We start from the raw sequence: 24584 nt of genomic DNA on the forward strand, positions 1-24584 counted from the left end.
AGACTTTTGAAAACGAACACATGATATAAAGAGAAGCGAATCTCGTTGTGGATCGGATGAATAAACGCTTCATCAGAGATCCGGCATCGGAGAGCAGATTGGGCGAAAAATCGGTATAAAAGATAGATTCACCCCATTATCGCGCGCCCCTTCGATTAGATAAAATGGACCGGAAAGCGGTTACACAGGAAAATCAAATTTTATCGGGGGAGAGTAGTCATGAAACAAAAACGTATATTGAGTATTCTTTTAGCTCTTGTAATGATGCTGACCATGGCTTTGGACAATATGACTGTTTTCGCAGAAGGGAAAAAAGAAGGGAAAACAGTCGATGAATTTGATAAGCTACGAGAAAAATGGCAGTACATGGCTATGGGTGGCGATTATGATCCTAAGGACCCGAATATGCAGGGGTTGCTTCATGCTATAAATCATGTGGCGCAGGATCTTCTTGAGAGGATCAACCCTAGTCCTACACCGGATTGGGGAAACAATGATTACCTTTGGAAGGAATATATGCTTGGTAATCGCGGTTCGGCATATAGCGATTCGAATAATACCCAGTTTACGATCCGAAGCCTTAAGTTTATGGCTTTAGCCTTTCAGACCAAAGGCTGTGAACTTTATCAGAATGAAAAGTTGAAAAGTGAGATACTCCGTGGAATGGATTATATTTATAAAAATCATTTTAAGAAAGGAGTAGAAACGAATTCCTATGGGAATTGGTTTACTTGGGAAATCGGGGGGCCGATTTATCTTAGCGAGACAATTCTGCTTATGTATGACTATCTGACAGCAGAACAGGTTCAAGCTTATGTATCAACTGCTCTTCAGGGTGCAACCAAAACCGGTGGAGACGCTTATATGTATGTTGGCGCAAATGCTTTGTGGAGAGATCGTGTCCGCATGTATTCAGGTATTCTTCTTAAAAAAAGCGAAATCCTAGCCTATGTTCAAAAAGATGTTCCTTCCTATATGGGATATGTTAAAAGTGGCGATGGCTATTATGAAGACGGTACTTTTATGCAGCACGGAAATGTTGTTTACAATGGTGGCTATGGTAAAGAAGCATTTTCTGATATTAGTCACTTTATTTACATGCTTGATCACTCTCCATGGAATATTACCGGCCCTGAAAGAGATAATATGAGTACCATTGTGGAAAAAAGCTATTTGCCTTTTATGTATAAAGGCGTCTTCATGGATATGGTAAGGGGACGTGAAATCACCCGTACAGATACTACCGATGCCTATGCTGGCATTACCATCAGCCTTGACGTCCTACTGTTCTCAGAAACGGTATCCGAGGAGTCGGGTAAGAGACTTAAAGGAATGATTAAGGAATGGATGAATAATGAAAATGCAATACGTACTTTAAATGAGGGTGCCGGTGTTGCATGGTATATGTTCCCCGTATATAATCTCTCCAAAACATTGGAAATCCTTAAGGATGATTCAATTAAGCCGGTTTCAAATGCGGGAAAAAGCTATACCTTTGGCAAAGGTGCAAGAACTGTTCATACTACAAACAAGTTCTCTTTTGGTCTTTCCATGTATAGCAAAGATATCACCACCTTTGAGCAAGGCGACAGTAATACAAAAGGCTGGTATACAGGTCTTGGACAGACTTATGTTTATACCCCTGATATTGGACAGTATACCTATCAAAAACCAACGCTTGATTGGTATCGGCTTGCTGGTGTAACTGCCGTTAACGGCATCACTGTTGGCAGCCATACAAATATAAACTCCTTTGCAGGAAGCACCACTCTTGATGGTTCTTACAGCACTGCCGGCCTGGAGATTTCATCCGGAAGCACAAAAGTGAGCGCAAAAAAATCGTGGTTTATGTTTGATAACGAGGTTGTAGCGGTAGGAACAGGTATTACTTCTACACACAATAATAATGTGGAAACAACCATCGATAACCATTATATTACAGGCGATAATGCTCTCATTATCAATGGAGTGAAACAATCGAACGAGCTTGGTTGGAAGGGGACAATCGATAATGCCAGGTGGGCATTAATTGAAGGAAATGTTAAGGGCTCCAATATCGGCGTTTATTTTCCAAAAGAAACTAAGATCGGCGCAGTCCGTGAAACCCGAACAGGAAAATGGACGAATTTGGGCTCTTATAATGTAGATGACAGTGTTCAATCAGCCAATTACATTACGATGTGGATTGATCATGGCTCAAAGCCGGTGAATGACAGCTATGCATACGTTCTATTGCCGGGAATGACCGCAGCGCAGGTTGAAAACTATGCAGACTCCAGCGGTATTGAAATCATCCGCCAGGATAATGATGTACACGCTGTATATGAGAAAACACGCAATATTCTTGGTGTGAATTTCTGGAAAGATGGGGATCAGTCCATTGATGCAATGGGTGTGAAAGATTATCTATCTGTTGATACAGCTTCTTCTATAATGATAAAAGAAGATGATCATAAACTTAGCATTGCTCTTTCGGATACGACAAAGAAAAATTCGGGCACCATTACCGTGGATATTAATCGGGCAGCTACTGGGGTTATTTCTAACGACAGCCGGATTAAAGTGATTCAAACTTCTCCGTCAATTCGGCTTCAGATAGATGTCACTAATTCTGTCGGGAATCCGATCGAGGCTGCGTTTTCTTTTAAAAAACTTGAGGCGCCAGGAGAAACATCAATTACAAGTATGACTTTAAACGATAACACGTTGAGTCTTGAATTTGCAAAAGCTTTGCGAGCAACAGGTTATAAGCTGGTTTACGGTACGGAAAGCGGAAATTATTCGGAATCGCTTGTTACTTCCAGAACAACAGCGGAAATCAAAGGATTAAATGCAAATGCGACTTATTATTTTGCAGTTAAAGCTATTAATGATTCAGGCGAAGGCAGCCTATCGCCAGAAAGATCCTATAGCATTGGCAATACACGTACTTTGATCGAAGAATTCGAAGATTTCTCCAAGACGGTCAGTTATTCCGGAGGATGGGCATTCGATGCTTCCAATGCGAATACTTATTATGATGGAGATACCACTCGTTTTAAGAGAAATGATGCCGATAAAACGAATCCAAGACGAGAGGAATATGTAACCTACTATACGCCAACACCAAAAGACTTTGAATTGACGACCTATGATTATGGCTTAGCTAATGCAGGCGATAGTACCATACTTCAATTCTATGGTTCAACAGATAATGAGAACTGGATTCCCATTCCTGCAGCAAAAAACGGAACCGTAGTTAAAGATAAGTGGAGTAAAGTGGTATATACCAATTCAGCGGAATTGGATAGTTCCATCAAGTTTATCAAGATTGCGGTCTCCAACAATACCAAGATTTGGGCGCCGCAGTTGTCAAAACTGGTAATCAATTATGCCTGGACTTCTGACCGTGTTGTAATGGATACGATGCTGGATGATTCCAGAGCGTATGAGGTAGAAGGCGGTGCCGCCTATATAACCGGAGATGGTGCTAAATTCGGCGGCGATAAAGATATTCTGATCAAAAAGGGTTCCGAAAACGCAACAATGCTTTATAGTTATACCAATATACGAAATGCCAAGTTGACTGCTTTTATTGCCAAAGAAAATGGCGGTGCCGTCTCGATTATGTCTTCCAAAGACGGGAAAAGCTTTACGCCTGTCGCTTCCAGTCCAAAGATTGCCGGTGATTATGGGAACTACAATAAAGTGGTATACAGCATTCCTGAATTAGAGGATGGTACGAACTACCTATTGCTTACAATAAGCGGTGAGGCCGATTCAATAGCGATTGCCGACCTTTATTTATCCTATGTCCATGAAATTGCACCCATACAAAAGATCCGCTTTAAGGATAAACAGCTTGAGGCGGTCATGAAGTATAATTTAGTCCCGGCCGTCAAATTAGCACCGATGAATGCGACCGGTGATATAAACTATACGATTTCAGATATGGATATGGCTACAGTGAATTCTTCAACAGGAGCATTGCAGGCTGAAGCACTCGGAACGGCGGTTCTTACTGCTACGGTTCTTGGAACGGATGCAGGTGTAAGTGCAAATATTAATGTCCGTACTTCGCAAGACCTTGCGCTTCACGCAAATACTTCTGCAAGTTCCGCCAATGGTGCTTACTCTGCTAATAAAGCAACAGATGGCGATTATCTTTCCCGTTGGGAATCCAGTGTAGGCAATGTTCAATGGCTGCAGATCGATTTAGGATCACCTAAAGGGTTTGGAGCAATTGAGCTTAACTGGCAGCAATATGCCACCAAGTATGTGGTTCAGGGCTCTCTGAATGGAAATGACTGGGTAACCCTCTTTACGGAGACGAACGGTAAAGGCGGTAATGTCTGGATTGAATTTGATGAAGTACAAAAATACCGATATGTTAGATTAAGCGGTACAGAAGCGCCTGCTGCCTATTCTCTTTATCAGTTCCGTGTTCTCTCGTTTAAAGCGCAAAGCGGGCAAGATGGAGTTAATCTTCAAAATCTTGCACTTGGAAAAACAGCAACAACAAGCGGCAATGACACCACGAATAGTGATCCTAAAGCTGCTATAGATGGAGATACCTCAACGCGGTGGGCGTCTGCGAGAACAGATGATCAGTGGTATACCATTGACTTAGGCGCTCCAAGCCATATTTATCAGATTAATTTGCTTTGGGAAACAGCTTACGGTAAAGAGTACGACATTCAGGTGTTTGACGACAGTGGCACGGTTACTACTGTAGTAAATGAAAGAAACGGTTCTTCCGGATGGAAGAAGTATGTACTTGATGAGCCGGTACAGGGAAGATACGTTCGTATGCAAGGGATTAAGCGCGGTACCACGTATGGATATTCTTTGTATGAATTTGAGGTAATTGGAAGTTTGGCAGAAACAACTGTGAATTCCATTCAGTTTGCTTCCGAAAAACTTACTGTTTTACGGAACCATAAGAAAACAGCTGCTATTATTACAGATCCACCTTATATCAATGAGGGAAGTGTTGCATTTGTCAGCCTAAACCCTGAAATAGCAACAGTATCGGCAAAAGGAATTGTAACTGGTTTATCAACAGGAACAACAGTAATTAAGGCTTATTCTTCGGTTTCAGATGCTGTTTATGCTAGTTGTGATGTAACGGTAACAGAGTATAACGGCGCTCCCATACCGGTATCCAGTCTTGAGGTGCAAGGTGGCGTAGCCATCATCGAGAAAGGGACAACTGCCCAGTTTGATGCTTCAGTTACTCCCGATAATGCATCAATCAAGAACATTCGCTGGACTTCCAGTGATGAACATGTTCTCCTCGTAACGAACGAAGGCTTAATAAAAGCAATTAGTGTAGGAACCGCAGTTGTAAGAGCGATCAGTGTTGCTAATCCAGAGCTTGTGTATGAACAGGAAATAAGAGTTGTTGATGCAGATGTGGAAACCGTAAAGGCATTGATAAATGCAATCGGCATGGTTTCCTTGAAAAGCAAGGGAGATATCGATGCCGCACGGGAAGCTTATAATGAACTGTCTGATGACCAGAAAGCATTAGTGGATAACTATGAAGAACTGGCAGCTGCAGAAAGACAGTATGAAGACCTGGTGGAAGCAGCGAAGAAAGTAAATGGAGTTACCATTGACAAGGGCACAATGAATTTGACTGTAGGAACAAGCGGACAACTGACAGCTACCATAACTCCATCCAGTGCAGTAAACATGAATGTAACATGGTCAAGCAGCAATCCCAATGTTGCAACTGTCGACAGTAACGGTATGGTAACCGCTGTGGCAGAAGGAACAGCGATCATAACCGTAACAACTGAAGATGGCGGTAAGACAGCAACATGTTCTGTAATCGTCAGAAATAGCGGAAATCATAATGGCGGAAGCGATCCTAGTGGAGGCGGTTCATCCGTAACGCCGGGAACAACGCCGACAGAAAATGCACCGGGAACGGTCGCGGTGAAGCCGGGCGAGCTGAAGATGACGAACGGCATCGCGGTTGTGACAGTGCCTGAAGATACAAAGAAGGTCGAGCTGCCGGCGAATGCGGCTGAGCTGCTCGCAGGCGGCAGCCTGGAAGTCGTCGCGAAGGACGTATCGCTGACGATACCGTCTGAAGTGCTCAAGCAGCTGACGGAAGCAATGACGGAAGAGCAGCTGAAGGGCGGCAAAATTACGCTGAATATGGAGAAGCTTGCTTCCTCCGAAGCGGATGCGCTCCTTGCCCGCAATTCGAAGTATTCGCTAGCGGAGCTGAAGCAGGCGGGCGGCGTCTATGAATTCCAACTGTTCATGACGTTTGCGGACGGCACTTCCGTCAAGCTGACGAGCTTCAACAAGCCAATCGTCATTCGGCTGAAAGTCGATCCGGCGATGAATCCGAAGCTTACGAGCATCTACTATATTTCGGACAATGGCGAGCTGGAATATATCGGCGGACCAAATGCGAACGGCGAAATGATCGCGGAAATTTATCGTTTCAGCAAATATGCCGTGCTTGAGCTTTCCAAAATGTTCGAAGACGTTCCGGCAACCCATTGGGCCGCGAAAATCATCAAAGAGCTGGCGGCGAAGCAAATTGTAACCGGCATAAGCGCGACGAAATATGCGCCGGAGCGCAGCGTCACGCGCGCCGAATTCGCATCGCTGCTGGTGAGAGCGCTCGAGCTGTCGGAGAAGGGAAGAATCGCGTTTGAGGATGTGAAGGCGACCGACTGGTATGCGGACGCGGTGTCCATCGCCGTGAATGCGGGCATTGCAAAGGGGAAGACGGCATCCAGCTTCGATCCGAACGCGCGCATTACGCGCCAGGAAATGGTCGTCATGCTGATGCGCGCCTATGAAGCGGTGCACGGCAAGCAAGCGACAGGAACAGCCGTATCGTTCAAAGACGAGGCGCAGGTTTCCCCATGGGCGAAAGAATACGTCAACCTGGCGGCATCGCTGCAGCTGATTCAAGGACGGAAGGCGGGCAGCTTCGATCCGCAAGGCATCACGACCCGCGCGGAAGCGGCTCAAGTCGTCTATAATTTGTTAAACCGGTGATCCATAAAAAATAATGAAATGGCGGTGCCAGGGGTGATCCCTGCATCGCCATTTCTTGCTTGTACGCCCGGCATGGGTGACTTGAGTCGTTTTTGTGATCATTTTGGGAGGGCGCCATGTTATCCTGTAGCCGTACAAATTTGCTTTATTATCTGAAGGATTGGACGTGTGTCTATGACCCTACCGGAGATTTGGTTGGACAAGTATTGCGACGTTATTTTGAAGATCGGGCTAAATTTGCAGCAGGGGCAGCCGCTTGTGATCGGTGCTGGTCCGGAAATGTTTCGAACTCCGCTCAAATCACAGGACTTCATACGCCGAAGCTTGCCGCCGTACTTGGACTCCATGAGGACGAGGGGGCGCATTATTTGGGCGAGGTTGCTCTTGTACCTCAGGAATCGCCGATCGCACGAATGAACACGCTGTTTTACAATACACTTTTCGATGAGAATGCATCCTGTCACTTGGCTTTCGGAAACGGCTTTCCTATCGTTCTTGAGAATGGAACTAGAATGACGAAGGAACAGCTTCTTAGTCGCGGAATCAATACAAGCAATACGCACGTAGACTTTATGATCGGGTCTGATAAGTTGGATATAAATGGCGTTACTGCTGCCGGAAATATCGTTCCGCTGTTTCGTGGCGGCAATTGGCGTATGTAACGTCGGCGGGCTGAGGATATCGGGCGGTTTTAAGCATGCATGTTCAAGGGGACGTCTTTCTTGAGGCGGTCCTCTTTTTATATATAAAACAAAAAACAAAGGCGATCTTACTGGCGTCGGTGATGATGATTGGCGGTATGATCGGACTGCTTGTACCGGGTGGAGGTCATACATCTGCCTTTAATGAGCGTTGGGAGGCGTTAAGCAGTCCCGGATTTACATCAGGCGAAGCATCGAACTTGGACGAAGAATCCGGTACCCTCTATTCTTTATACGTGTTTGACGGCACCCCTTATGTGGCATACCGGGATCAGGCAAATATGTATATTTGAAAATCTGCACAAACAGGTTTCTTGAATCCTTCGTTTACTTGTGTGGGTGTATACCCAAATTTTATATAGCGGAGGAGAAGAGGCAATGAGCAAAATGTGGTTTGCGTCAATGCTTATATCAGCGCTGTTTCTGTCGTTGATACCGGCGACGGCTTCAGCCGAGCCGGTCAAATCGAATGGGATGGTGATGGTGGATGGCAAAACGCTCTCGATTGCGGAGCCGACATTTGTCGAAAACGGCCGTTTTATCGTGCCGTATCACAGAGTGATTGACAGAATCGGAGATAAAATCAGTTGGGACGGGCAAAAGAAAAAAGTGACGGTGAAAAAAGACAGTAACGTCATCGTAATGACGATCGACTCCGACAAAGTGATCGTCAACGGGATGGAAATGAAGTTTAGCACACCGATCCGACTGATCGGGAACCGTACTTACGGGCCGCTTGACTCTTTGGCTGGCCTGCTCAATCTTTCCTTTGAAGAAGATCAGGACATGACTATGATGAACCTACAAACGAGCGGTGCCCCAACCCTTAACGTCCTCGGCGTGCAAGAGGGCGACGTGCTGCAAGGCGATAAGGTGACGGTTGCTGTTGAAGCGTTCAACCACGCACTGAAAGATTTCCGTACGAATACGCAGCCTGTACCCGGTCAAGGACATATTCATTTGTGGCTGGATGCCGATGCGAACGATCCGCTTGCCTCGACCAAGCAATTTCTGGCGGAACCGGTTACGTTCAGCAATTTGCCAGCGGGTGATCATACACTGACGGTGCAACTGGTCGGTAACGATCACGCCACGATTCAGCCGGAAGTGAAGCAGGTCATTCATTTCACGACGACCGCCGGAAGAGAAAGCACGCAACAGCCGAACTTGTCTGTTACCGGCCCGAAGGAGGGTACCGTTTTGACGGGCAGTGACGTTACGGTCAACATGGACGTGCAGAACTTCAAACTGGTGGATTTCCGCACCCATATGACGCTGGTGGCGGGCGAAGGCCACATCCACTTGTGGCTAGACCAAGATGTATCGGATGTGTCGGTTGCCGCGAAAGTGTTTGAAAACTCGTATACGTATAAGAACGTACCCCCAGGGGAGCATACGTTGACGATGCAGTTGGTTGGCAACGATCATATGCCGGTTCAGCCGGAAGTGAAGCGAGTCGTTCATTTCACTACGATGTCCCCGTCGGCTCCAACTCCGGCTCCAACTCCGGCTCCAACTCCGGCTCCGCCTTCGAATGACTACGGATATCCGTACCCGTACTAAAGGACACAAAATAAAGGTTAAGCAGAGGGATTCAGCATGAAAAAACCGTTTGTGATCGCCATGTTGATGGGGTTGATCCTGGTTCTGGCGGCATGCGGTTCGTCCGGGTCCGGAGCATCTTATGGCAATTCGGCTGGTTCGGCCGAACCTGCGGCTTCGGTGGCCGCGAGCGCTTCGGATGGAGTATCTCCGGCACAACCGGAAGTGAAGCAAGTGGTTCATTTCGCGACGACCGGAGGCTCGTCACCGTCGCAAGACCCCGCAAGCGAATCCGGCGACGACGGGTACGATTACGGGTACTAAGTACTACGGATTGCGCGATTTTCGTGCGGTTGCGGATAAAGGTCCGAATCGGGGAAAGCTCCCTTTGATTCGGATCTTTCTTTGCTTATGAAAAACCGATTGGCGAATGTTTGCGTTATTTAGAATATGGGAAGCGGGGTGCTGAGGTGAGCTCATATGAAATGGAGAATATTTCGGATATGGAATTGATGCGGAGAGTTATGCAAAAAAACCGCTCCGCTTTGGAACAGTTGTACGAACGCTATGTAAAGCTGGTGTATTCTTTTGCCTTAAGATCGACCCGCAAAGAGCACGCCGCAAGAGAAGTCGTTCAACTGGTGTTTACCCGATTATGGACGACGGAGAAATACGATCCGAACAAGGGGCGGTTTGTCAACTGGATGCTTACGCTTACTCGCAACATTACGATCGATTACATGCGCAAAGAGCGCAGGCATGGCAAGTCAGTAAGCATGGACCCAGAGCAGTGGGAACAAATTGCCGACACTTCCATTAATGATCCAGGCAGAATCGTAACAATGGAATTGCTGAGAGAGCGCATTCGCGGCGCTTACCGTTTTCTGTCCGAAAGCCAGGCGGAACTGATCGAGCAAATGTATTGGCAGGGCTATACGCTTAGCGAAATTTCCGAAGTCAATCATGAGCCGCTGGGCACCATCAAAAGCCGGCTTCACAAGTCTTTGAAAATATTGCGCAAGCATCTGCAGGAATGGGGGGAAGATGAGCATGCCGAATAAACAAGACGCATCCTGTGGGCTGTGCGTTTCCTATATGCTGGGCGAATGTTCGCCACGACAACGCAAGGAGTTTGAACGCCATTTGGCCTCTTGCCGGTCTTGTCAGCAGGAACTGCAAGAGTTGCAATGGACATGGGAGGTGTTGCCGATGGAGATGGAACAGGTCGAAGTTCCGGCGGATTTAAAGGATGAAGTGATGAACGCCATTTTCCAAAAGAGCCCTAGACTAGAGAAAAGCAAGAAACGATGGTTCTGGAACTACGGCGTCGTCGCGGCGCTTGTGCCGCTTCTATTCATTAGCGTCGTCTGGAATATCGTCCTGCTCAAAGAGAAAGGGGCTGCGCCGTCCGTCTCATCGTCTCAAGTCGTTTCGTTAATGCCATTGAAACCGGCGGCAGTGGAATTCGAATCGACCAAAGGAATGGCTTGCATTCTCCAACAAGGGGATCGGCGAAAGCTTGTGGTGTATTTGTACGGCCTTCCCGCCAACAAGGGCAACGAAGCGTACCAAGTATGGATGATAAAGGACGGACAGCGCAGCAATGCCGGAACGTTCAGGGTCAAGGTTGACGGTTTCGGCGTGCTGTCGCTGGATATGCGCCCGCAAGAACAGTTCGATGCCATTGGCGTGACTCTCGAGCCGGATGACGCCGGGACGGCTCCCCGGGGGAGCAAGGTCGTCGGAACCTGATGTAAATAACGAGCAGAAAGGACAGGAGAATTCTATGAATAAAATGGCTTTGCTACTCGTATTGGCAATCGGATTGACTTTCGTTATGACGGCATGTAGTTCCAAGGAAACCGCAGCCCCGAGCGTCGGCGCGTCCGAAGAAAGCACGATGGAGCATGCGACAATGGGCTCCGAAAGTCCTCCGGCTTCGAACCAGCCGGCAATGTCGCCGTCAGTTTCCCCGTCGGCTTCGCCGTCTAAGACGGAAGGACAAGAGGCATCGGCGAGCCCGTCCCCATCGGCAAGCGCTGCGAATTCGCCAATAGAGTCACCTAAGGAAACGCCCAAGGAAACTCCAATAGAGACGCCGAAGGAAACGCCGAAGGAAACGCCCAAGGAAACGCCGAAGGAAACGCCCAAGGAAACGCCCAAGGAAACTCCAATAGAGACGCCGAAGGAAACGCCCAAGGAAACGCCCAAGGAAACGCCCAAGGAAACTCCGCAACCGAAAAGCTATACCGTCGAAATTAAAAATTACGATTACTCCACGAGTGAACTGACTGTCCCTACCGGTTCAAAAATCACTTTCGTCAATAAAGATGCGGCAGAACATACGGCTACGGTTGACGGCAAATTCGACACCGGCTTCTTGAAGCAGGACGAATCGTACACCGTTACGGTAGACAAAGCCGGCGAATATGAAGTATACTGCCAACCGCATCCGTTTATGAACATGAAAATTATTGTGAATTAAACGCAAAGCCACGGGTCTTCTGCACTAGTGCAATGATCGCCGGGTTACCCTCTCAAACAACATCCGAGATGACAAGCTGGCATGGCCTTTGAGAGGTCGTGTCTTTTTGTCCAACGGATAGTCATTCCGGGTCGGAAACGCTCTGTTGGGAGTTAAAGATCTATAACGGTATTTCAAAATCATTTGTTTGATGCCATCGCTTCAGTTCCACCTGCAATAATTAGTCTAAGCCCTGTCATGAAATTTTCATCATCTGTACCGCCGACATCAATAGCTTCCATTTGTTGCCGGCCCCTAAGCTCCGCCGCGCGCGTCGCCGGCCGCAACTTCGGCAAGGACGGCGGCTATCCGTTCGTCCCGCCGATCATGATGCCGAGCTGATGCGCCGTATCGTAAGCCGCCTGCAGCGGATCGGCCGCGTACGGGCTTATTTCCGCGGTCAGCGTATCGTCGTAGCCGATTTCCCGCAGCGCCTGCCGGACGGCTGCCCAGTTGACGTCGCCGGCGAGCAGCGGGACGAAGCCGCCGCCGTTGCCGACGGCGGTTTTGAAATCTTTCACGTGAATTTTGGCGATGCGCCGGCCGAGAATCCGGATCCATTGCTCGGGGTACCCGTACAGCAGGACGTTGCCGACGTCGAAATAAAAGCCCGCGTATGCGGAATCGAGCTCGTCGACGTAGCGGGCCGCCTCGAGCGGCGACAGCAGAAATTTGTTCCAAACGTTCTCGACGCCGATGCGCACCTTCCGCTTCTCGGCTTCGGCCACGAGCAGCCGCAGCTCCGCCTGGCTCCGTTCGTAGCATTGATCGTACGATGTCTCCGCATTGACCGTCCCGGGCACGACAAGCACCGTATCCGCCCCGAGCAGCTCGGCCAGCTCCAGCTGGCGGACGACGACGCGGCGGCCTTGCTCGCGCACTTCCGGATTCGGCGACGACAGCGAATGCTGCCAGAGCAGTCCGGTCGACAGGCTGCGCAGCCGCAGTCCGCCGCCGCTGACGAGCCGGCCGACCGCTTCGGCTTCGGCCGCCGACATATCCATCGTCAGCCCGATGCCGCCGGGCTCGTACAGATTCAGCTCGATCGCCTCGAAGCCGGCGTCGGCGGATGCGGAGACTACCCGCTCAAGCGAGGTGTCGGCGGGGAAGCACCACTGGTTGATCGACTTCAGCATGCCGCGCCCTCCTTCTCATCATCGGGCAGAGCGACCGGCAGCCGCGAAGCCGCCGATTCGTTCGCGGCCAGCGTAACGGCCAGCGTCCTGGCCGCTTCGGCGTAATCGCCCAGCAGCAGCTCCTGCCGGCCGGTCCGCACGGCTTCCACGAACGCCTTGTCCTGCTCCAGGTAAAAGTCGGTGGTCGACTTGATCGTCCTATCTTGGCCGTCGTCGACGATGCGCAGAACCGGCCCATCGATCGACAAGTAGAAGTCGCTGCCGAAAAACTCGATTCCGCCGCGGCCGACGTAGTTGGCAAGGCAAGTGCTCGTAATATTGCCGATCGCGCCCGAGCGGAGCGTGAACGAGACGGTGCCGACGTCGTAGGCCGTCGCCTCCGGGTCGATCTTGCGCAGCGAACGCTGCTCGTGAATGGCTTGAACGTCCTTGAATTCGCCGGCCAAATAGCGGATCAGATCAAGCTGATGCGTCGATTGCTCGACCAGCTGCCCGCCCGACAATTCCATCATGCGCCACCACCGAATGTCCGGCATGCCGCCGAAGCGGTACGACATGACCAGATCGATCTGCTTGTCGGCCAGGTACGACTTGGCTTTGGACACGATGTCCATGTAGCGGAGACAGTAACCGGAAGTATTAATAATGCCGCCGTCGCGGATGGCCCGTTCCTTGCGCCGCACTTCGTTCATGTCGAGGCCGACCGGCTTCTCGACCAGCAAGTGGACGCCTTTGCGCGCCGCCTGCTCCTCGATATCGCCGCGGGCGAACGGAGGCGTGCAGACGAACAGGGCGTCTATGGTCCCCGACGCGATCAGCCTTTCCGCGCTGTCGTAAGCCGCCGCGCCGTACTTGTCCGCCATTTCGGCGCATCTTTCCCGATTGATGTCATGTACGGCGGCGATGTGGGCATGCTCCATTTGCAGCAGCTTCCCGATATGGGCCTCCGCCATTCCGCCGACTCCGATAAAGCCGATATTGACCGTCATGTTCGACTTCCTCCCGGTACATCCGTATATTGCAGGGCAGCGCCGCTGCTCGGATAATTCCAAGGTAATGCATTCGGACAGGAAAGTCGTTACCGAAACAGCGCAGCAATTTACACAAAACCGCCCGGTCGGCGGCCATAGGGGACGAGCATCAGCCGAAATGGACCTGCTGCAGCTTGCGCCATTCAGTCGGGGATACGCCTTCGGCCCGCTTGAACCATTGGGAGAACGAATGCAGCCGGGAGAAGCCGAGCTGTCCGGCAATTTCGGCGATTTCCTTCTCCGAGGAGCTGAGCAGCCATTTCGCCTCCGACATGCGGCATTGCTGCTGGTACCGTTTCGGGCTCATATGGTACATATGCTCGAACAGACGGCGGAAGCCGGCTTCGCTGAAGCCGGTCAAGACGGCAAGATCCGACATTTGAACGCCGTGCTGCAAATTTTCGCGGATATAGTCGGCCGCCTTCGTAATCGTCAACGCCTGTTGATCGGTCTGCATATGCTCAAGCAAAAAGAGGATGAGCACCTCCGCCCACGACAGATGCGCCCGCAGCTTCTCCTTGAGCGGCGAAGCCTGGATGCGCAGCCATTCGCGGAACAGCCGCTCGAAACGGTCCTTGTCGAGGCGGGAGAGCGCGAAGACGGCCGGACGATCCGCCTTCGCAAGCCGTTGCAGCAGCTTCCCGATCGCCGGCGGAATATGCGCCAGATGCAGCACTCCGTAGCGGTTGTGGCCCGCTCCTTCGAACCGGTGGTCCATCCGGGCCGGAACGATGACGACATGGCCCGCCTGGAGGGCGATTTTCCGTTCGCGCCATTCGAAGACGCCGCGCCCTTCCATCAGCAGGCTGATTTCCAGCGTCGCATGATGGTGAAAGCCGACATCCGCCCAGTCGTCGCTTCTCATGCCGATGAAGCTGCGTATTTGAAATTGATCGACCATGCGTCAATCCCTCCGGGAAGGAAACGAAATCGCTTTTATTATAGTGAACGCAAGCCGCGAAAGGCCAGCCTTTCGGCAAAAATCGTTTCGCCGACGGGACGACGAAACGCGTTGACGGATCGCAAAAGGATTTTCCCCATCATCGTCGAATCGATATCGTAAGAGTGTGAGTAACCTAACCAATGGAACAAGCGATAATTACAATATATAAGAATGGAGGTTGACAGGATGAGAGATTGGGATGATGCGTATACCAGCGGAAACTTTCGAGACTTCTGGGATCTCCCGTACCCGTCTCAAGAATTGGTCGCGTTCGTGGCTTCCATGGACCTTCCCTCTAGCATTGCCGTTTTGGATGTAGGCTGCGGCGCAGGCAGCGAAGCCATTTTCCTTGCCCAGCGGGGATATCGCGTAATCGGCGTCGATCTGAGTGCCGCTGCCTTGAACATCGCAAGGGAACGGGCAAACAAGGCGGAGGTTCAGGTGGATTGGCGTCAGGGCGATGCCTTGGAATTGCCGTTGGAAAACCGGTGCGTGGATATGGTCAATGATCGCGGATGTTTTCACATTATCGCCGAAGAAAATCGGGGGCGTTTTGCGGAGGAAGTCGCGCGGGTGCTCAAACCGGGCGGGGTGATGCTGCTCAGAGGCTGTCGCGACCAGGCAGAAGCAGGACATTTTGTCTCCGTGACCGAACAATCAGTGGCCCGGCACTTCAGCCGGTATTTTAAACATGGCCCGGTGCTGCCGATCCAGATGACGGTCGGCAAAGGCTATAGCGAAGAAGGAATGAAGGGCAACCTGGTCGTGTTGAAAAGAAAGTGATTCATATGGAGGAGGAGCCCTGGATGTGGCATCCGGATCATTATGTGAAGTGGTTATACGGAAGCGTGAATCCCTCCGAGAAATTTCAGGCATCATCACAACAAGAATGGAGCGAGTGGAGAGAGCGTCTGCGGCAACGGTTTGTGGAATTGTTAGGCGGACCTGCACCGGAGAGTTCCGAACTTGCTCCGGTTCTTCTTGAATCCGAAGATTGCGGTGATTATATCCGCCAAAGGATTCAAATCGAAACGTATCCCGGGCTCCATATGCCGGTCTATGTCCTCGTTCCAAAAGAAAGCAAAGGGCGATCGGGAGCCGTAATCGCCTGTCACGGCCACGGATATGGAAGCAAGGATATCGTCGGATTAACCGCGAGCGGAGAGAAGAAGACCGGGGACATCGGCTACCAAAAAAACTTTGCCGTAGAACTGGTTCAAAGAGGATATATCACGGTCGCGCCGGAATTACTGGGTTTTGGCGATCGGATGCTGGTCGAGGACGAGGAAGCGCGGGAACACAATTCCTGTCATCGTCTATCTACTTTTCTACTGGCCATGGGTCAAACGATGGCAGGATACCGCGTATTTGAAACGCTGCGCTGCGTCGATTATTTACTTGCGCGCCATGACGTGGATGCGGATCGAATCGGATGTATGGGGATTTCGGGCGGAGGGCTTGTCTGCTCGTTTGCCGCGGCGATAGACGATCGAATTTCCGCAGCTGTCGTCAGCGGATTTGCCAACACCTTTCAAGATAGCATATTATCCATTCGCCACTGTATCGACAATTATGTTCCGGGTCTTTCGCTAGTTGCGGAAATGCCGGATATCCTCGGATTGATTGCTCCAAAGCCTCTTCTGGTCGAAGCCGGGACAAGAGACCCGATTTTCCCCGTACACGCCACCTTGAAAGCCTTCGAGAACATTCGGGACGTTTACCGGCTGTTGGATAAAGAAGAAAAGCTGGAATTCGATCTTTTTGAGGGCGATCATGAGATATCGGGAAAAGCAGCCTACGATTGGTTTCGACGAGTCTGGTCATGATGCGGTCTCCTTTCTACGATTCTTGTCAATGAGAATGGGTGGAGACACAGCAGCTTTTGCTGTAAGTTATCAGAATGTTCGAATGGCGCACCGGCTGTCTGTGTCCCCGTTATTTTTGATCGTGTCACAAAGGCCTGCCTGTTCAGCAGATTACAGCCATTCTTTGAATTTGCGAATATACCAGGTTTTGATTGTCTGCGTCAACACGCAATAGCTGAGAAGCGTTGCGATCAACCACGGGAAGTAGCTGAGCGGCAGCGGCTGCAATCCGACGCTCTCGCCGAAGCTGGTGAACGGGAACGTGATTCCGAATGCCATGATGGCTCCCGTCAGGAGCATCACCGGAAGGCTTGCCGTGCTTTGGATAAACGGAATTTTTTGCGTACGAATCATATGCACGATAAGCGTCTGGGAGAGCAAACCTTCGATAAACCAACCGGACTGGAACAACGATTGATGCTCGACCCCGTTGGCCGAGAACACGAACCACATCAAGCCATAGGTCGTAATGTCAAAGATCGAACTGATCGGTCCGATGAACATCATAAACCGGCTGACCGATTTCGAATTCCATTTTTTCGGGGTCTGCAAATACGCTTTGTCCATGCGATCCCAGGGAATCGAAAGTTGCGAAATATCGTACATCAAGTTTTGGATGAGCAAGTGGATGGGCAGCATGGGCAGGAAGGGGATGAAGGCGCTCGCCACCAACACGCTGAACATATTGCCGAAATTCGAACTGGCTGTCATTTTAATATACTTGATCATGTTGCCAAACGTTTTGCGGCCTTCGATCACGCCTCGCTCCAAAACCATCAAGCTTTTCTCCAGCAAAATGATATCGGCGGATTCCTTGGAAATATCGACGGCCGTGTCTACTGAAATCCCGACATCCGCTTCTTTCAGGGAAATGGCGTCATTGATGCCGTCCCCCATGAATCCGACCGTATGCCCTTTGCTTTTCAGCACGCGAACGATTCTCGCTTTTTGCAAGGGGTTTACTTTGGCAAATACATTTGCTCTTTCGGCGACGATGGCCAATCGTTCGTCGTTCATTTGCTCGATCTCGTTGCCCAGCACAGCGTCCGCGATCTCAAGCCCGACTTCGTTGCACACCTTGCGAGTCACCGCCATGTTATCGCCGGTAATCACTTTGATATCGATGCTGTTTTCCTTCAATGCTCGAATCGCTTCTACGGCACTTTCCTTGGGTGGATCTAAAAAAGCAAGATACCCGACCAAAATAAGATCCTTCTCATCCTTCAATCCGTATGCTTCGTTCCGGGGCGGGGTCTGTTTGATCGCGACAGCCAGGACCCGCAGACCCTCAGCATTCAAGCCGTTAACGAAAGCCATTGCTTTCTCGACGGTTTCCTTCATAACGGGTACGATCCGCCCGTTGTCGGAGACGTGCGAGCAAATGCCGAGCACTTCTTCCATCGCTCCTTTACAGATCAGGAGATGCTCGTTATCCATTGTCTCTAGTACTACGGACATCCGACGACGATTGAAATCGAAGGGGATTTCATCGATCTTGGTGTAATTTCTTTCTGCGCCGAGCACTTCGGTCAACTCAGCATGCTCCAGCACGGCTACATCCAGCAAGTTTTTCAATCCGGTCTGATGATAGCTGTTCAAATACGCATATTCCAGAACTTTTCGATCCTCATGGCCGTTTATATCGAGGTGTCGTTCCATGATGATTTTATCCTGTGTCAAGGTGCCGGTTTTGTCTGTACACAAGATGTTCATCGCGCCCAAATTTTGAATGGAATTGAGCCTCTTGACGACAACTTTGTTGCGGGCCATGATGGCGGCGCCTTTGGCCAAGTTGGCGGAGACGATGACCGGCAGCATCTCCGGCGTTAATCCGACGGCTACGGATACGCCGAACAACAAGGCTTCCCCCCAGTCGCCTTTGGTAAATCCGTTAACCAAAAGAATAATCGGGACCATGATGAACATGAAACGGATCAGCACAAAGGTGATGCTTCTGACCCCTTTGTCGAAGCTGGTCAATGGCGGTTTGCCGATCAGGGTGCTCGCCATCGATCCAAAATAGGTACGGGTGCCGGTGGCGACAACGACCCCCGTAGCCGAGCCGCTAATCACATTCGTTCCCATGTAGCAAACATTGTTCAGTTCGAGTGCGTTCACCGGCTTCTGCTGCTGTTTGCGCGTCACTTTATGAACGCCGCGCGGCAGCGTATCCATTTTCTCTACCGGCATGGCTTCACCTGTTAGCGCGGATTCACCGACATGGAGATCTTTGGAGGAAATCAGCCTGATATCGGCAGGCACCATATCGCCTGCAGAGAGATGAACGATATCTCCGGGAACGAGCAACTCCAGATCGATTTCCTTTCTCTCCAATTGCCGGCTGACCGTTGCCGTCGTTTTGACCATGGCTTTCAGTTTTTCCGCAGTTCTCGCCGAGCGGAATTCCTGCGAGAAGGTAATGATCACACTGACGGCAACCATGGTGGAAATGGTGATCAGCGCTTTGATATCATCGGTAAAGTACGCGAACAAACCGAGGGACAACAGGATCAGGATAAACGGATTTTTGAAGCAGGACAGCAGTTGCAAATACCAAGCGGGCGTTTTCTCATGCGCAATCCGATTTCTTCCGTATTGATCCAATCGTTTTCTTGCCTCGTTCTCCGTAAGCCCCTCGGGACGCGTATCTAACTCTTCCATCAAATCGTCTTCCATCACCATGGAAGACTGGATTAAACGTTCTGCGATTTCTTTGTTCAGTTGTTCGTTTTCTTTGATTCTTTTGCTCATGTTCGCTTCCTCCTCGTCCGACAACTTTCGCTCGAAAGCCGTCTTTGCATTTTCTTCCAAATGTGGACACAAAAAAGCTCTCCCTGTATCAGAGAGAGCCGGAGGAGCCGATACGGCAGTCTTCACGCTTGCATGTCAAATACGCATACTTAAATACATTCGCCCAACGATCGGGGAATGGAAAATAAAGTATGGGGAACATGCAGGAGCGCCAGACTTTCGGCATGCTCTCTGTACAGGATGTCGATTCCAGTTGGGCAATCGGCAACTCGGTCCACTGTCCATTGACATGTTCCCCCCTTATCTTGGTAAAATGAAAAAACCCTCTAGATGACCTAGAGGGTTAAAAAAGCGCACAAAAAGCACTTTCGCTCCCCCTAGTCGAGCTTTGGCACTATACAACGTAAAGAGCGATCGCTCTTAGCCACCTTAAGAAGAGCCTTACGCCGGCAATTCCTGTTCTACCCGTTGGCATCTTTCGATATTTCCGGGCAGTGGCCTATGTTCGTATAGGAGCCTCACCTAACGAGGTCGTTATGAATCCTAGGCCATCGTATTCCTTGTTTTTGGTTTTGTCAAGATAAAATTGATAATGCAAACCAATACGAATCCATGTGCAACGGATAAGTCCAAGTTAGGTTATGCTATGAGTCAAAAAAGGGTTACGCCCTCCTGCAAACAAAGGCTCACCTGCAACGTAGCGCAATCTGTGCGAAAGAAGTATAATCATAGTTAACAATGTTGAATGAGAAGACGTAGGAGAAGAGCATACATGGACCTGGGTCATCGAATTAAAAAAATGCGACTGGAACAAAACCGGAATATGACGGAAATCGCCGAAATATGCGGCTTCTCCAAAAGTCTTCTGTCCAAGATCGAGAACGGCAAAACCATTCCCCCCATATCGACGCTGATCAAAATAGCCGAAGCCCTTGGCACTAGGGTATCTGTGCTGCTCGATGACCAGCAGGTTTCGGGAACGATCTATACGCCGAAGGAAACGAGCCAATCCCGTCTTGTCAAAACGGATAAAGGCTATTCCTTTCACACCTTCGCCGTCGAACGCGGTGAAAAGATGATGCAGCCATTTCTGTTCGTTTGCCGAAAAGGCGAGGATGACAAGCGCAAGATGTTCAGCCATAAAGGGGAAGAATTTATTTTCATCCTGGAAGGCGAAATGCGGTATAAGGTAGGGAACGCCGAATTCACGCTAAGACCCGGAGACAGTCTTTATTTCGATTCGCTGGATAAGCACAGCTTAGTCCCCATCACTACGGAAGTAAAGTATTTGGCTGTATTTTCGCAGTCGAAGCAATAGCAAAATCCGAACGAAATGAGACGCTGTCAGGCGTTTCTTTTTTTATCCCAAAAAAATAAAAAGAAAGCGATTGCAAATGGCGAACCGCACCTATATAATGAATTTGATTCAACTTGGTTGAATTAAATGAAATAGATTTTATCATTGTTCAACTAAGTTAATGAAGCGTTCGTCAACAGACCAAATCGTCAAGGAGGGGAAATCCGAATTGCAAAACATGCCAGTGAAGTACAACTTCGAATACGATGAGAAGCTTAAGGTTTGCTTTATCGGTGCGGGAGGACATTCGTACCGGAACATCTACCCGACGTTTCAATATGCTCCGGTTGAATTGGTGGCGATCTGTGACGTCAATGGCGAGCGGGCAGAAACCTATGCCCGGCAGTTCGGCGCCAAATCCGCTTACACGGATCATAAGGAAATGCTGGAGAAGGAAAAACCGGACGCCGTATTTATCGTAACCGCCTACCATCCCGACGGCCGCGTGCAGGCCATGGACATCGCGTTGGATGCGCTCCATGCGGGTGCCCACGTGTGGATGGAGAAGCCGACGGCTGCAAGCGCAGAAGAAGTCAAACAGCTGATGCGAACAAGCAAGGAACGGAACCGGTTCGTGATGACCGGCTTGAAGAAGGTGTTTTTCCCGGCAGTCGCCAAAGCGAAGGAAATCATGAGCTCCCCGGAATTCGGGACGCCGTCTTCGATTTACGTCCGTTACCCGCAGAACATTCCGGAGTTCCCGCACCGAAGCGATTTAACGAGAATGACCGGGTTTCTCGACCATATTTATCACCCCGCCTCCATCATTCATTTTTTGATGGGCAAGATCGGCCGAATGTCTTATCTGAGAGAACCGTTCAACGGCGGCACCGTAACGAATATCCAGTTTCTGTCCGGCGCTGTCGGTACGCTGCACATGACGGCCGGAAGCTCTGTGGCCAGTCCGCTCGAACGGCTGGAGGTGATCGGGAGCGGCTGCAACGTCGTCGTCGATAACGGCGTGAAGGTGACCTACTACCGGAAATCCGCGCTTCCTCCATACGGCAGAGCCGCATCTTACATCGTCGACGACCAGACGGCGCCGCTGCATTGGGAACCGGAATATTCGCTCGGTCAACTCTATAACAAAAACATTTTCTACTTAGGCTACGTCCCGGAGGTGCTTCATTTTTGCGAAAGCGTCCTCGCCGGATCGCCTCCGCAAAAAGGGACGCTGGAAGATTCTTTGGAAATCATGAAGCTGTTCGAAGCCTATCGAAATACGCCCGAAGGCGCGGCAGCCGTCATCAATGAAAAGGGAGAATGATGTCATGGCCACGATTTCGGACTTGCGGAATGAAGACAGCGGGCGATTGGTCGAGCAGGATTGGGGAAAAATTCATTGGCTTTGCGGCCAAGAGATCGACCCGGACTGCGAAATGACGTTCGGCATGGTATACATTCTCGCCGGAGAATCCAATCCGAGACACGTACATCCGAATTGCGAAGAAATCATTTTCATTCTATCCGGCCGATGCGACCATACGCTGGGCGACGAGGTGTTTCGTCTGGAGCCCGGCATGATGCTGCGCATTCCGAGGAATGTGGTTCATAACGCGACGACGGTAGGTTGGGAGCCTTGCCGGATGATGATCGCTTACTCCGCTCCGGACCGTCAGACTGTAGGCGAATAAGCCGGAAGGATGATTCGAATGGCGAAAAAAGCGGTCTTGATCGGGGCGTTGGATACGAAGGGGGAGGAATTTCTCCTTGTAAAAGAGAGGCTGCAGGCTTGCGGGCTGGAATCGTTCGTCATCGACACGGGGGTGCTCGGCCAGCCGCGCTTCGAGGCGGACATTCCGGCGGCGTCCGTCGCAAAAGCGGGGGAGGCGGATCTCGATCGGTTACGGATCGAGAACGACAGGGGGACCGCCGTAGCCGCCATGGCACGAGGAGCCGCCGCGATCGTCTCGGAGCTTGAACGTCAGGGGGAAGTCGCCGGCGTCTTCGGGATGGGCGGAACGGCGGGAACGACGGTAGCTGCCGCATCGATGCAAGCGCTGTCGATAGGCGTCCCCAAGCTGCTCGTTTCCACCGTAGCATCCGGCAACACAAGACCGTATGTCGGCATTAAGGACATTACGATGATGTATTCGGTCGTCGATATCGCCGGCATCAACAAGCTTTCCCGCAGCATTTTGAGCAATGCGGCGCATGCCTTGGCGGGAATGATTTTGCATCGTGGGGCGGTTTCCGAAGCAGAAGGCGAGAAGGCTACGCTCGGCATCACGATGTTCGGAGTCACGACGCCATGCGCCACGCTTGTTCGCGAAATATTGGAGCGAAGGGGATACGACTCGCTCGTCTTTCATGCGACCGGTGCGGGCGGTTTAGCGATGGAGGAATTAATCCGCTCCGGATACATCCAAGGCGTAGCCGACATCACGACGACGGAGCTGGCGGACGAACTGGTGGGCGGAATATTCAGCGCCGGACCCGAGCGGTTGGAAGCGGCCGGGAAGGCGGGCATCCCTCAGGTGATATCGGTCGGCGCGCTCGATATGGTCAACTTCGGCCCGCCGGACACCGTTCCCGACAAGTTTCGGGGACGAAGCTTTTACCGCCATAATCCGACAACGACGCTGATGAGAACAACCGTGGAGGAAAACATCGAGCTGGGCCGTCTGGTTGCGGATAAGCTGAATCGAACCGCCTCGAATGCCGTCGTTGTGTTTCCGAAGGGCGGCGTCTCCTTGCTCAGCGTTCGAGGGCATGGAAGAGCGGAAGGCGCTGCTGGAGGAGCTCCGCCGAAACTTACGAAACCATAATGCGCTAATCGAGATGGACGAGGATATCAATCATCCTGCCGTGGCGGAAGCGATCGCGAACCGGCTCCTCGCCAAGCTCGAAGGAACCGAAACGAGGTAGAAGCCGATGACGATGTCGAGAGAAGAAGCCTTAACAAGATTGCGTTCGCAGCTGGATCGCGGCAAGTTCATCGTAGGAGCCGGAGCGGGAACCGGCTTGTCGGCCAAATGCGCCGAAGCGGGCGAAGTCGACCTGATTATCATCTACAATTCCGGCAGGTACCGGATGGCCGGACGCGGTTCATTGGCCGGCTTGTTGCCTTACGGAGACGCCAACCAAATCGTGGTCGATATGGCCTCGGAAGTGCTTCCGATCGTGAAGAATACTCCCGTTCTTGCCGGTGTGTGCGGCACCGATCCTTTTCGGGTCATGAACGTATTTTTGAACCAATTGAAGGCCATGGGTTTTTCCGGCGTCCAGAATTTTCCGACCGTCGGTCTTTGCGACGGGGTCTTTCGGCAACATCTGGAGGAGACGGGCATGGGGTACGACCTTGAGGTCGATATGATCCGCAAGGCGCATGAGCTCGATTTATTGACGACCCCTTACGTCTTCAACGAGCGGGATGCCGAGAGCATGGCGGCGGCGGGGGCGGACGTTCTTGTGGCGCATGTCGGTTTAACGACGAAGGGTTCGATCGGCGCTTCGACGGCATTATCGTTGGATGAGGCGGCCAAAGTCGTACAGCGTATTCACGATGCCGGCAAAGCCGTTAATCCGGATATTCTAGTCATCTGTCACGGCGGTCCGATTTCAGAGCCGGAAGACGCGAAGTATGTATTGGAGAGAACGAACGGGGTCGTCGGATTTTTCGGCGCGTCCAGCATCGAGCGGCTGCCTACCGAGATTGCGATAACGGAACAAGCGAGACGATTCAAAGCTTTAACGAAACAGCCATAACGAGATTTCGGGAGGAAT

The 24584-nt window shown here is 50.8% G+C and carries 17 protein-coding genes, 2 pseudogenes and 2 riboswitches; of the genes and pseudogenes, 15 read left to right on the top strand and 4 right to left on the bottom strand.

The annotated features are described in order from the left end of the window. Nucleotides 1–219: 219 nt before the first annotated feature. The 8 genes and pseudogenes from LKX83_RS04195 (at nt 220) to LKX83_RS04230 (ending at nt 11736) form a co-directional block, all read left to right on the top strand. Nucleotides 220–7008 (top strand): polysaccharide lyase family 8 super-sandwich domain-containing protein, encoded by a 6789-nt coding sequence (locus tag LKX83_RS04195; protein WP_227880907.1) that lies wholly within the window; start codon nt 220–222, stop codon nt 7006–7008. A gap of 350 nt (nt 7009–7358) precedes the next feature. Beyond that, nucleotides 7359–7670, top strand: a pseudogene (locus LKX83_RS04200) (aminopeptidase); the annotation flags it as partial. Nucleotides 7671–7705: 35 nt separating this feature from the next. Next, nucleotides 7706–8002: a hypothetical protein gene (locus LKX83_RS04205; RefSeq protein ID WP_227880908.1), complete on the top strand. Its 297-nt coding sequence runs from the start codon at nt 7706–7708 to the stop codon at nt 8000–8002. A gap of 85 nt (nt 8003–8087) precedes the next feature. Further along, nucleotides 8088–9272: a stalk domain-containing protein gene (locus LKX83_RS04210; protein WP_227880909.1), complete on the top strand. Its 1185-nt coding sequence runs from the start codon at nt 8088–8090 to the stop codon at nt 9270–9272. 36 nt (nt 9273–9308) lie between these two features. After that, nucleotides 9309–9575 (top strand): hypothetical protein, encoded by a 267-nt coding sequence (locus LKX83_RS04215; RefSeq protein WP_227880910.1) that lies wholly within the window; start codon nt 9309–9311, stop codon nt 9573–9575. Between the two features lie 161 nt (nt 9576–9736). Next, nucleotides 9737–10312 carry an RNA polymerase sigma factor gene (locus tag LKX83_RS04220; RefSeq protein WP_227880911.1) on the top strand — a complete coding sequence of 192 codons (576 nt, stop codon included), beginning with the start codon at nt 9737–9739 and terminating at the stop codon, nt 10310–10312. Continuing rightward, the gene (locus LKX83_RS04225; RefSeq protein WP_227880912.1) at nt 10302–11003 is read left to right on the top strand and encodes an anti-sigma factor; all 702 of its coding nucleotides are present in this window, start codon (nt 10302–10304) and stop codon (nt 11001–11003) included. The genes LKX83_RS04220 and LKX83_RS04225 overlap by 11 nt, the downstream gene beginning before the upstream one ends. Before the next feature lie 34 nt (nt 11004–11037). Further along, complete coding sequence (locus LKX83_RS04230) at nt 11038–11736, top strand: cupredoxin domain-containing protein (RefSeq protein WP_227880913.1); 699 nt, start codon at nt 11038–11040, stop codon at nt 11734–11736. Beyond that, nucleotides 11708–11788: riboswitch (cyclic di-GMP riboswitch) on the top strand. It overlaps the preceding gene by 29 nt. 292 nt (nt 11789–12080) lie before the next feature. Here the strand turns inward: LKX83_RS04230 and LKX83_RS04235 are convergent. The 3 genes from LKX83_RS04235 to LKX83_RS04245 form a co-directional block, all read right to left on the bottom strand. Further along, nucleotides 12081–12911: a sugar phosphate isomerase/epimerase family protein gene (locus LKX83_RS04235; protein WP_227880914.1), complete on the bottom strand. Its 831-nt coding sequence runs from the start codon at nt 12909–12911 to the stop codon at nt 12081–12083. Beyond that, nucleotides 12905–13900 carry a Gfo/Idh/MocA family protein gene (locus LKX83_RS04240; protein ID WP_227880915.1) on the bottom strand — a complete coding sequence of 332 codons (996 nt, stop codon included), beginning with the start codon at nt 13898–13900 and terminating at the stop codon, nt 12905–12907. Before LKX83_RS04240 ends, LKX83_RS04235 begins: the two co-directional genes overlap by 7 nt. 151 nt (nt 13901–14051) lie before the next feature. Further along, the gene (locus LKX83_RS04245) at nt 14052–14843 is read right to left on the bottom strand and encodes a helix-turn-helix domain-containing protein (RefSeq protein WP_227880916.1); all 792 of its coding nucleotides are present in this window, start codon (nt 14841–14843) and stop codon (nt 14052–14054) included. Between the two features lie 228 nt (nt 14844–15071). Between LKX83_RS04245 and LKX83_RS04250 the strand changes: the two genes are divergently transcribed. Together LKX83_RS04250 and LKX83_RS04255 are read left to right on the top strand one after the other, a co-directional pair. Next, nucleotides 15072–15668: a class I SAM-dependent methyltransferase gene (locus tag LKX83_RS04250; RefSeq protein ID WP_227880917.1), complete on the top strand. Its 597-nt coding sequence runs from the start codon at nt 15072–15074 to the stop codon at nt 15666–15668. A 23-nt stretch (nt 15669–15691) separates the two neighbouring features. Continuing rightward, nucleotides 15692–16711, top strand: coding sequence for an alpha/beta hydrolase family protein (locus tag LKX83_RS04255; protein WP_227880918.1), 1020 nt, complete (start codon nt 15692–15694; stop codon nt 16709–16711). Between the two features lie 150 nt (nt 16712–16861). Here LKX83_RS04255 and mgtA read toward each other — a convergent pair whose 3' ends face one another. Further along, on the bottom strand, nt 16862–19501 hold the full coding sequence (gene mgtA / locus LKX83_RS04260) for a magnesium-translocating P-type ATPase (protein ID WP_227880919.1): 2640 nt from the start codon (nt 19499–19501) through the stop codon (nt 16862–16864). 366 nt (nt 19502–19867) lie between these two features. Beyond that, nucleotides 19868–20038: riboswitch (M-box (ykoK) riboswitch) on the bottom strand. 235 nt (nt 20039–20273) lie between these two features. Between mgtA and LKX83_RS04265 the strand changes: the two genes are divergently transcribed. The 5 genes and pseudogenes from LKX83_RS04265 to LKX83_RS04285 all read left to right on the top strand — a co-directional run bounded on the left by LKX83_RS04265 (nt 20274) and on the right by LKX83_RS04285 (nt 24566). Continuing rightward, on the top strand, nt 20274–20819 hold the full coding sequence (locus tag LKX83_RS04265) for a helix-turn-helix domain-containing protein (protein ID WP_227880920.1): 546 nt from the start codon (nt 20274–20276) through the stop codon (nt 20817–20819). A 217-nt stretch (nt 20820–21036) separates the two neighbouring features. Further along, nucleotides 21037–22125 (top strand): Gfo/Idh/MocA family oxidoreductase, encoded by a 1089-nt coding sequence (locus LKX83_RS04270; protein ID WP_227881121.1) that lies wholly within the window; start codon nt 21037–21039, stop codon nt 22123–22125. A 4-nt stretch (nt 22126–22129) separates the two neighbouring features. Beyond that, nucleotides 22130–22492, top strand: coding sequence for a cupin domain-containing protein (locus tag LKX83_RS04275; protein WP_227880921.1), 363 nt, complete (start codon nt 22130–22132; stop codon nt 22490–22492). A gap of 18 nt (nt 22493–22510) precedes the next feature. Further along, a pseudogene (locus LKX83_RS04280) lies at nt 22511–23726 on the top strand (Tm-1-like ATP-binding domain-containing protein). Between the two features lie 6 nt (nt 23727–23732). Then, complete coding sequence (locus tag LKX83_RS04285) at nt 23733–24566, top strand: phosphoenolpyruvate hydrolase family protein (RefSeq protein ID WP_227880922.1); 834 nt, start codon at nt 23733–23735, stop codon at nt 24564–24566. Nucleotides 24567–24584 lie beyond the last annotated feature (18 nt).

It is taken from the genome of Cohnella baijiui, from assembly GCF_020731285.1.
Classification (GTDB): Bacteria; Bacillota; Bacilli; order Paenibacillales; family Paenibacillaceae; genus Cohnella.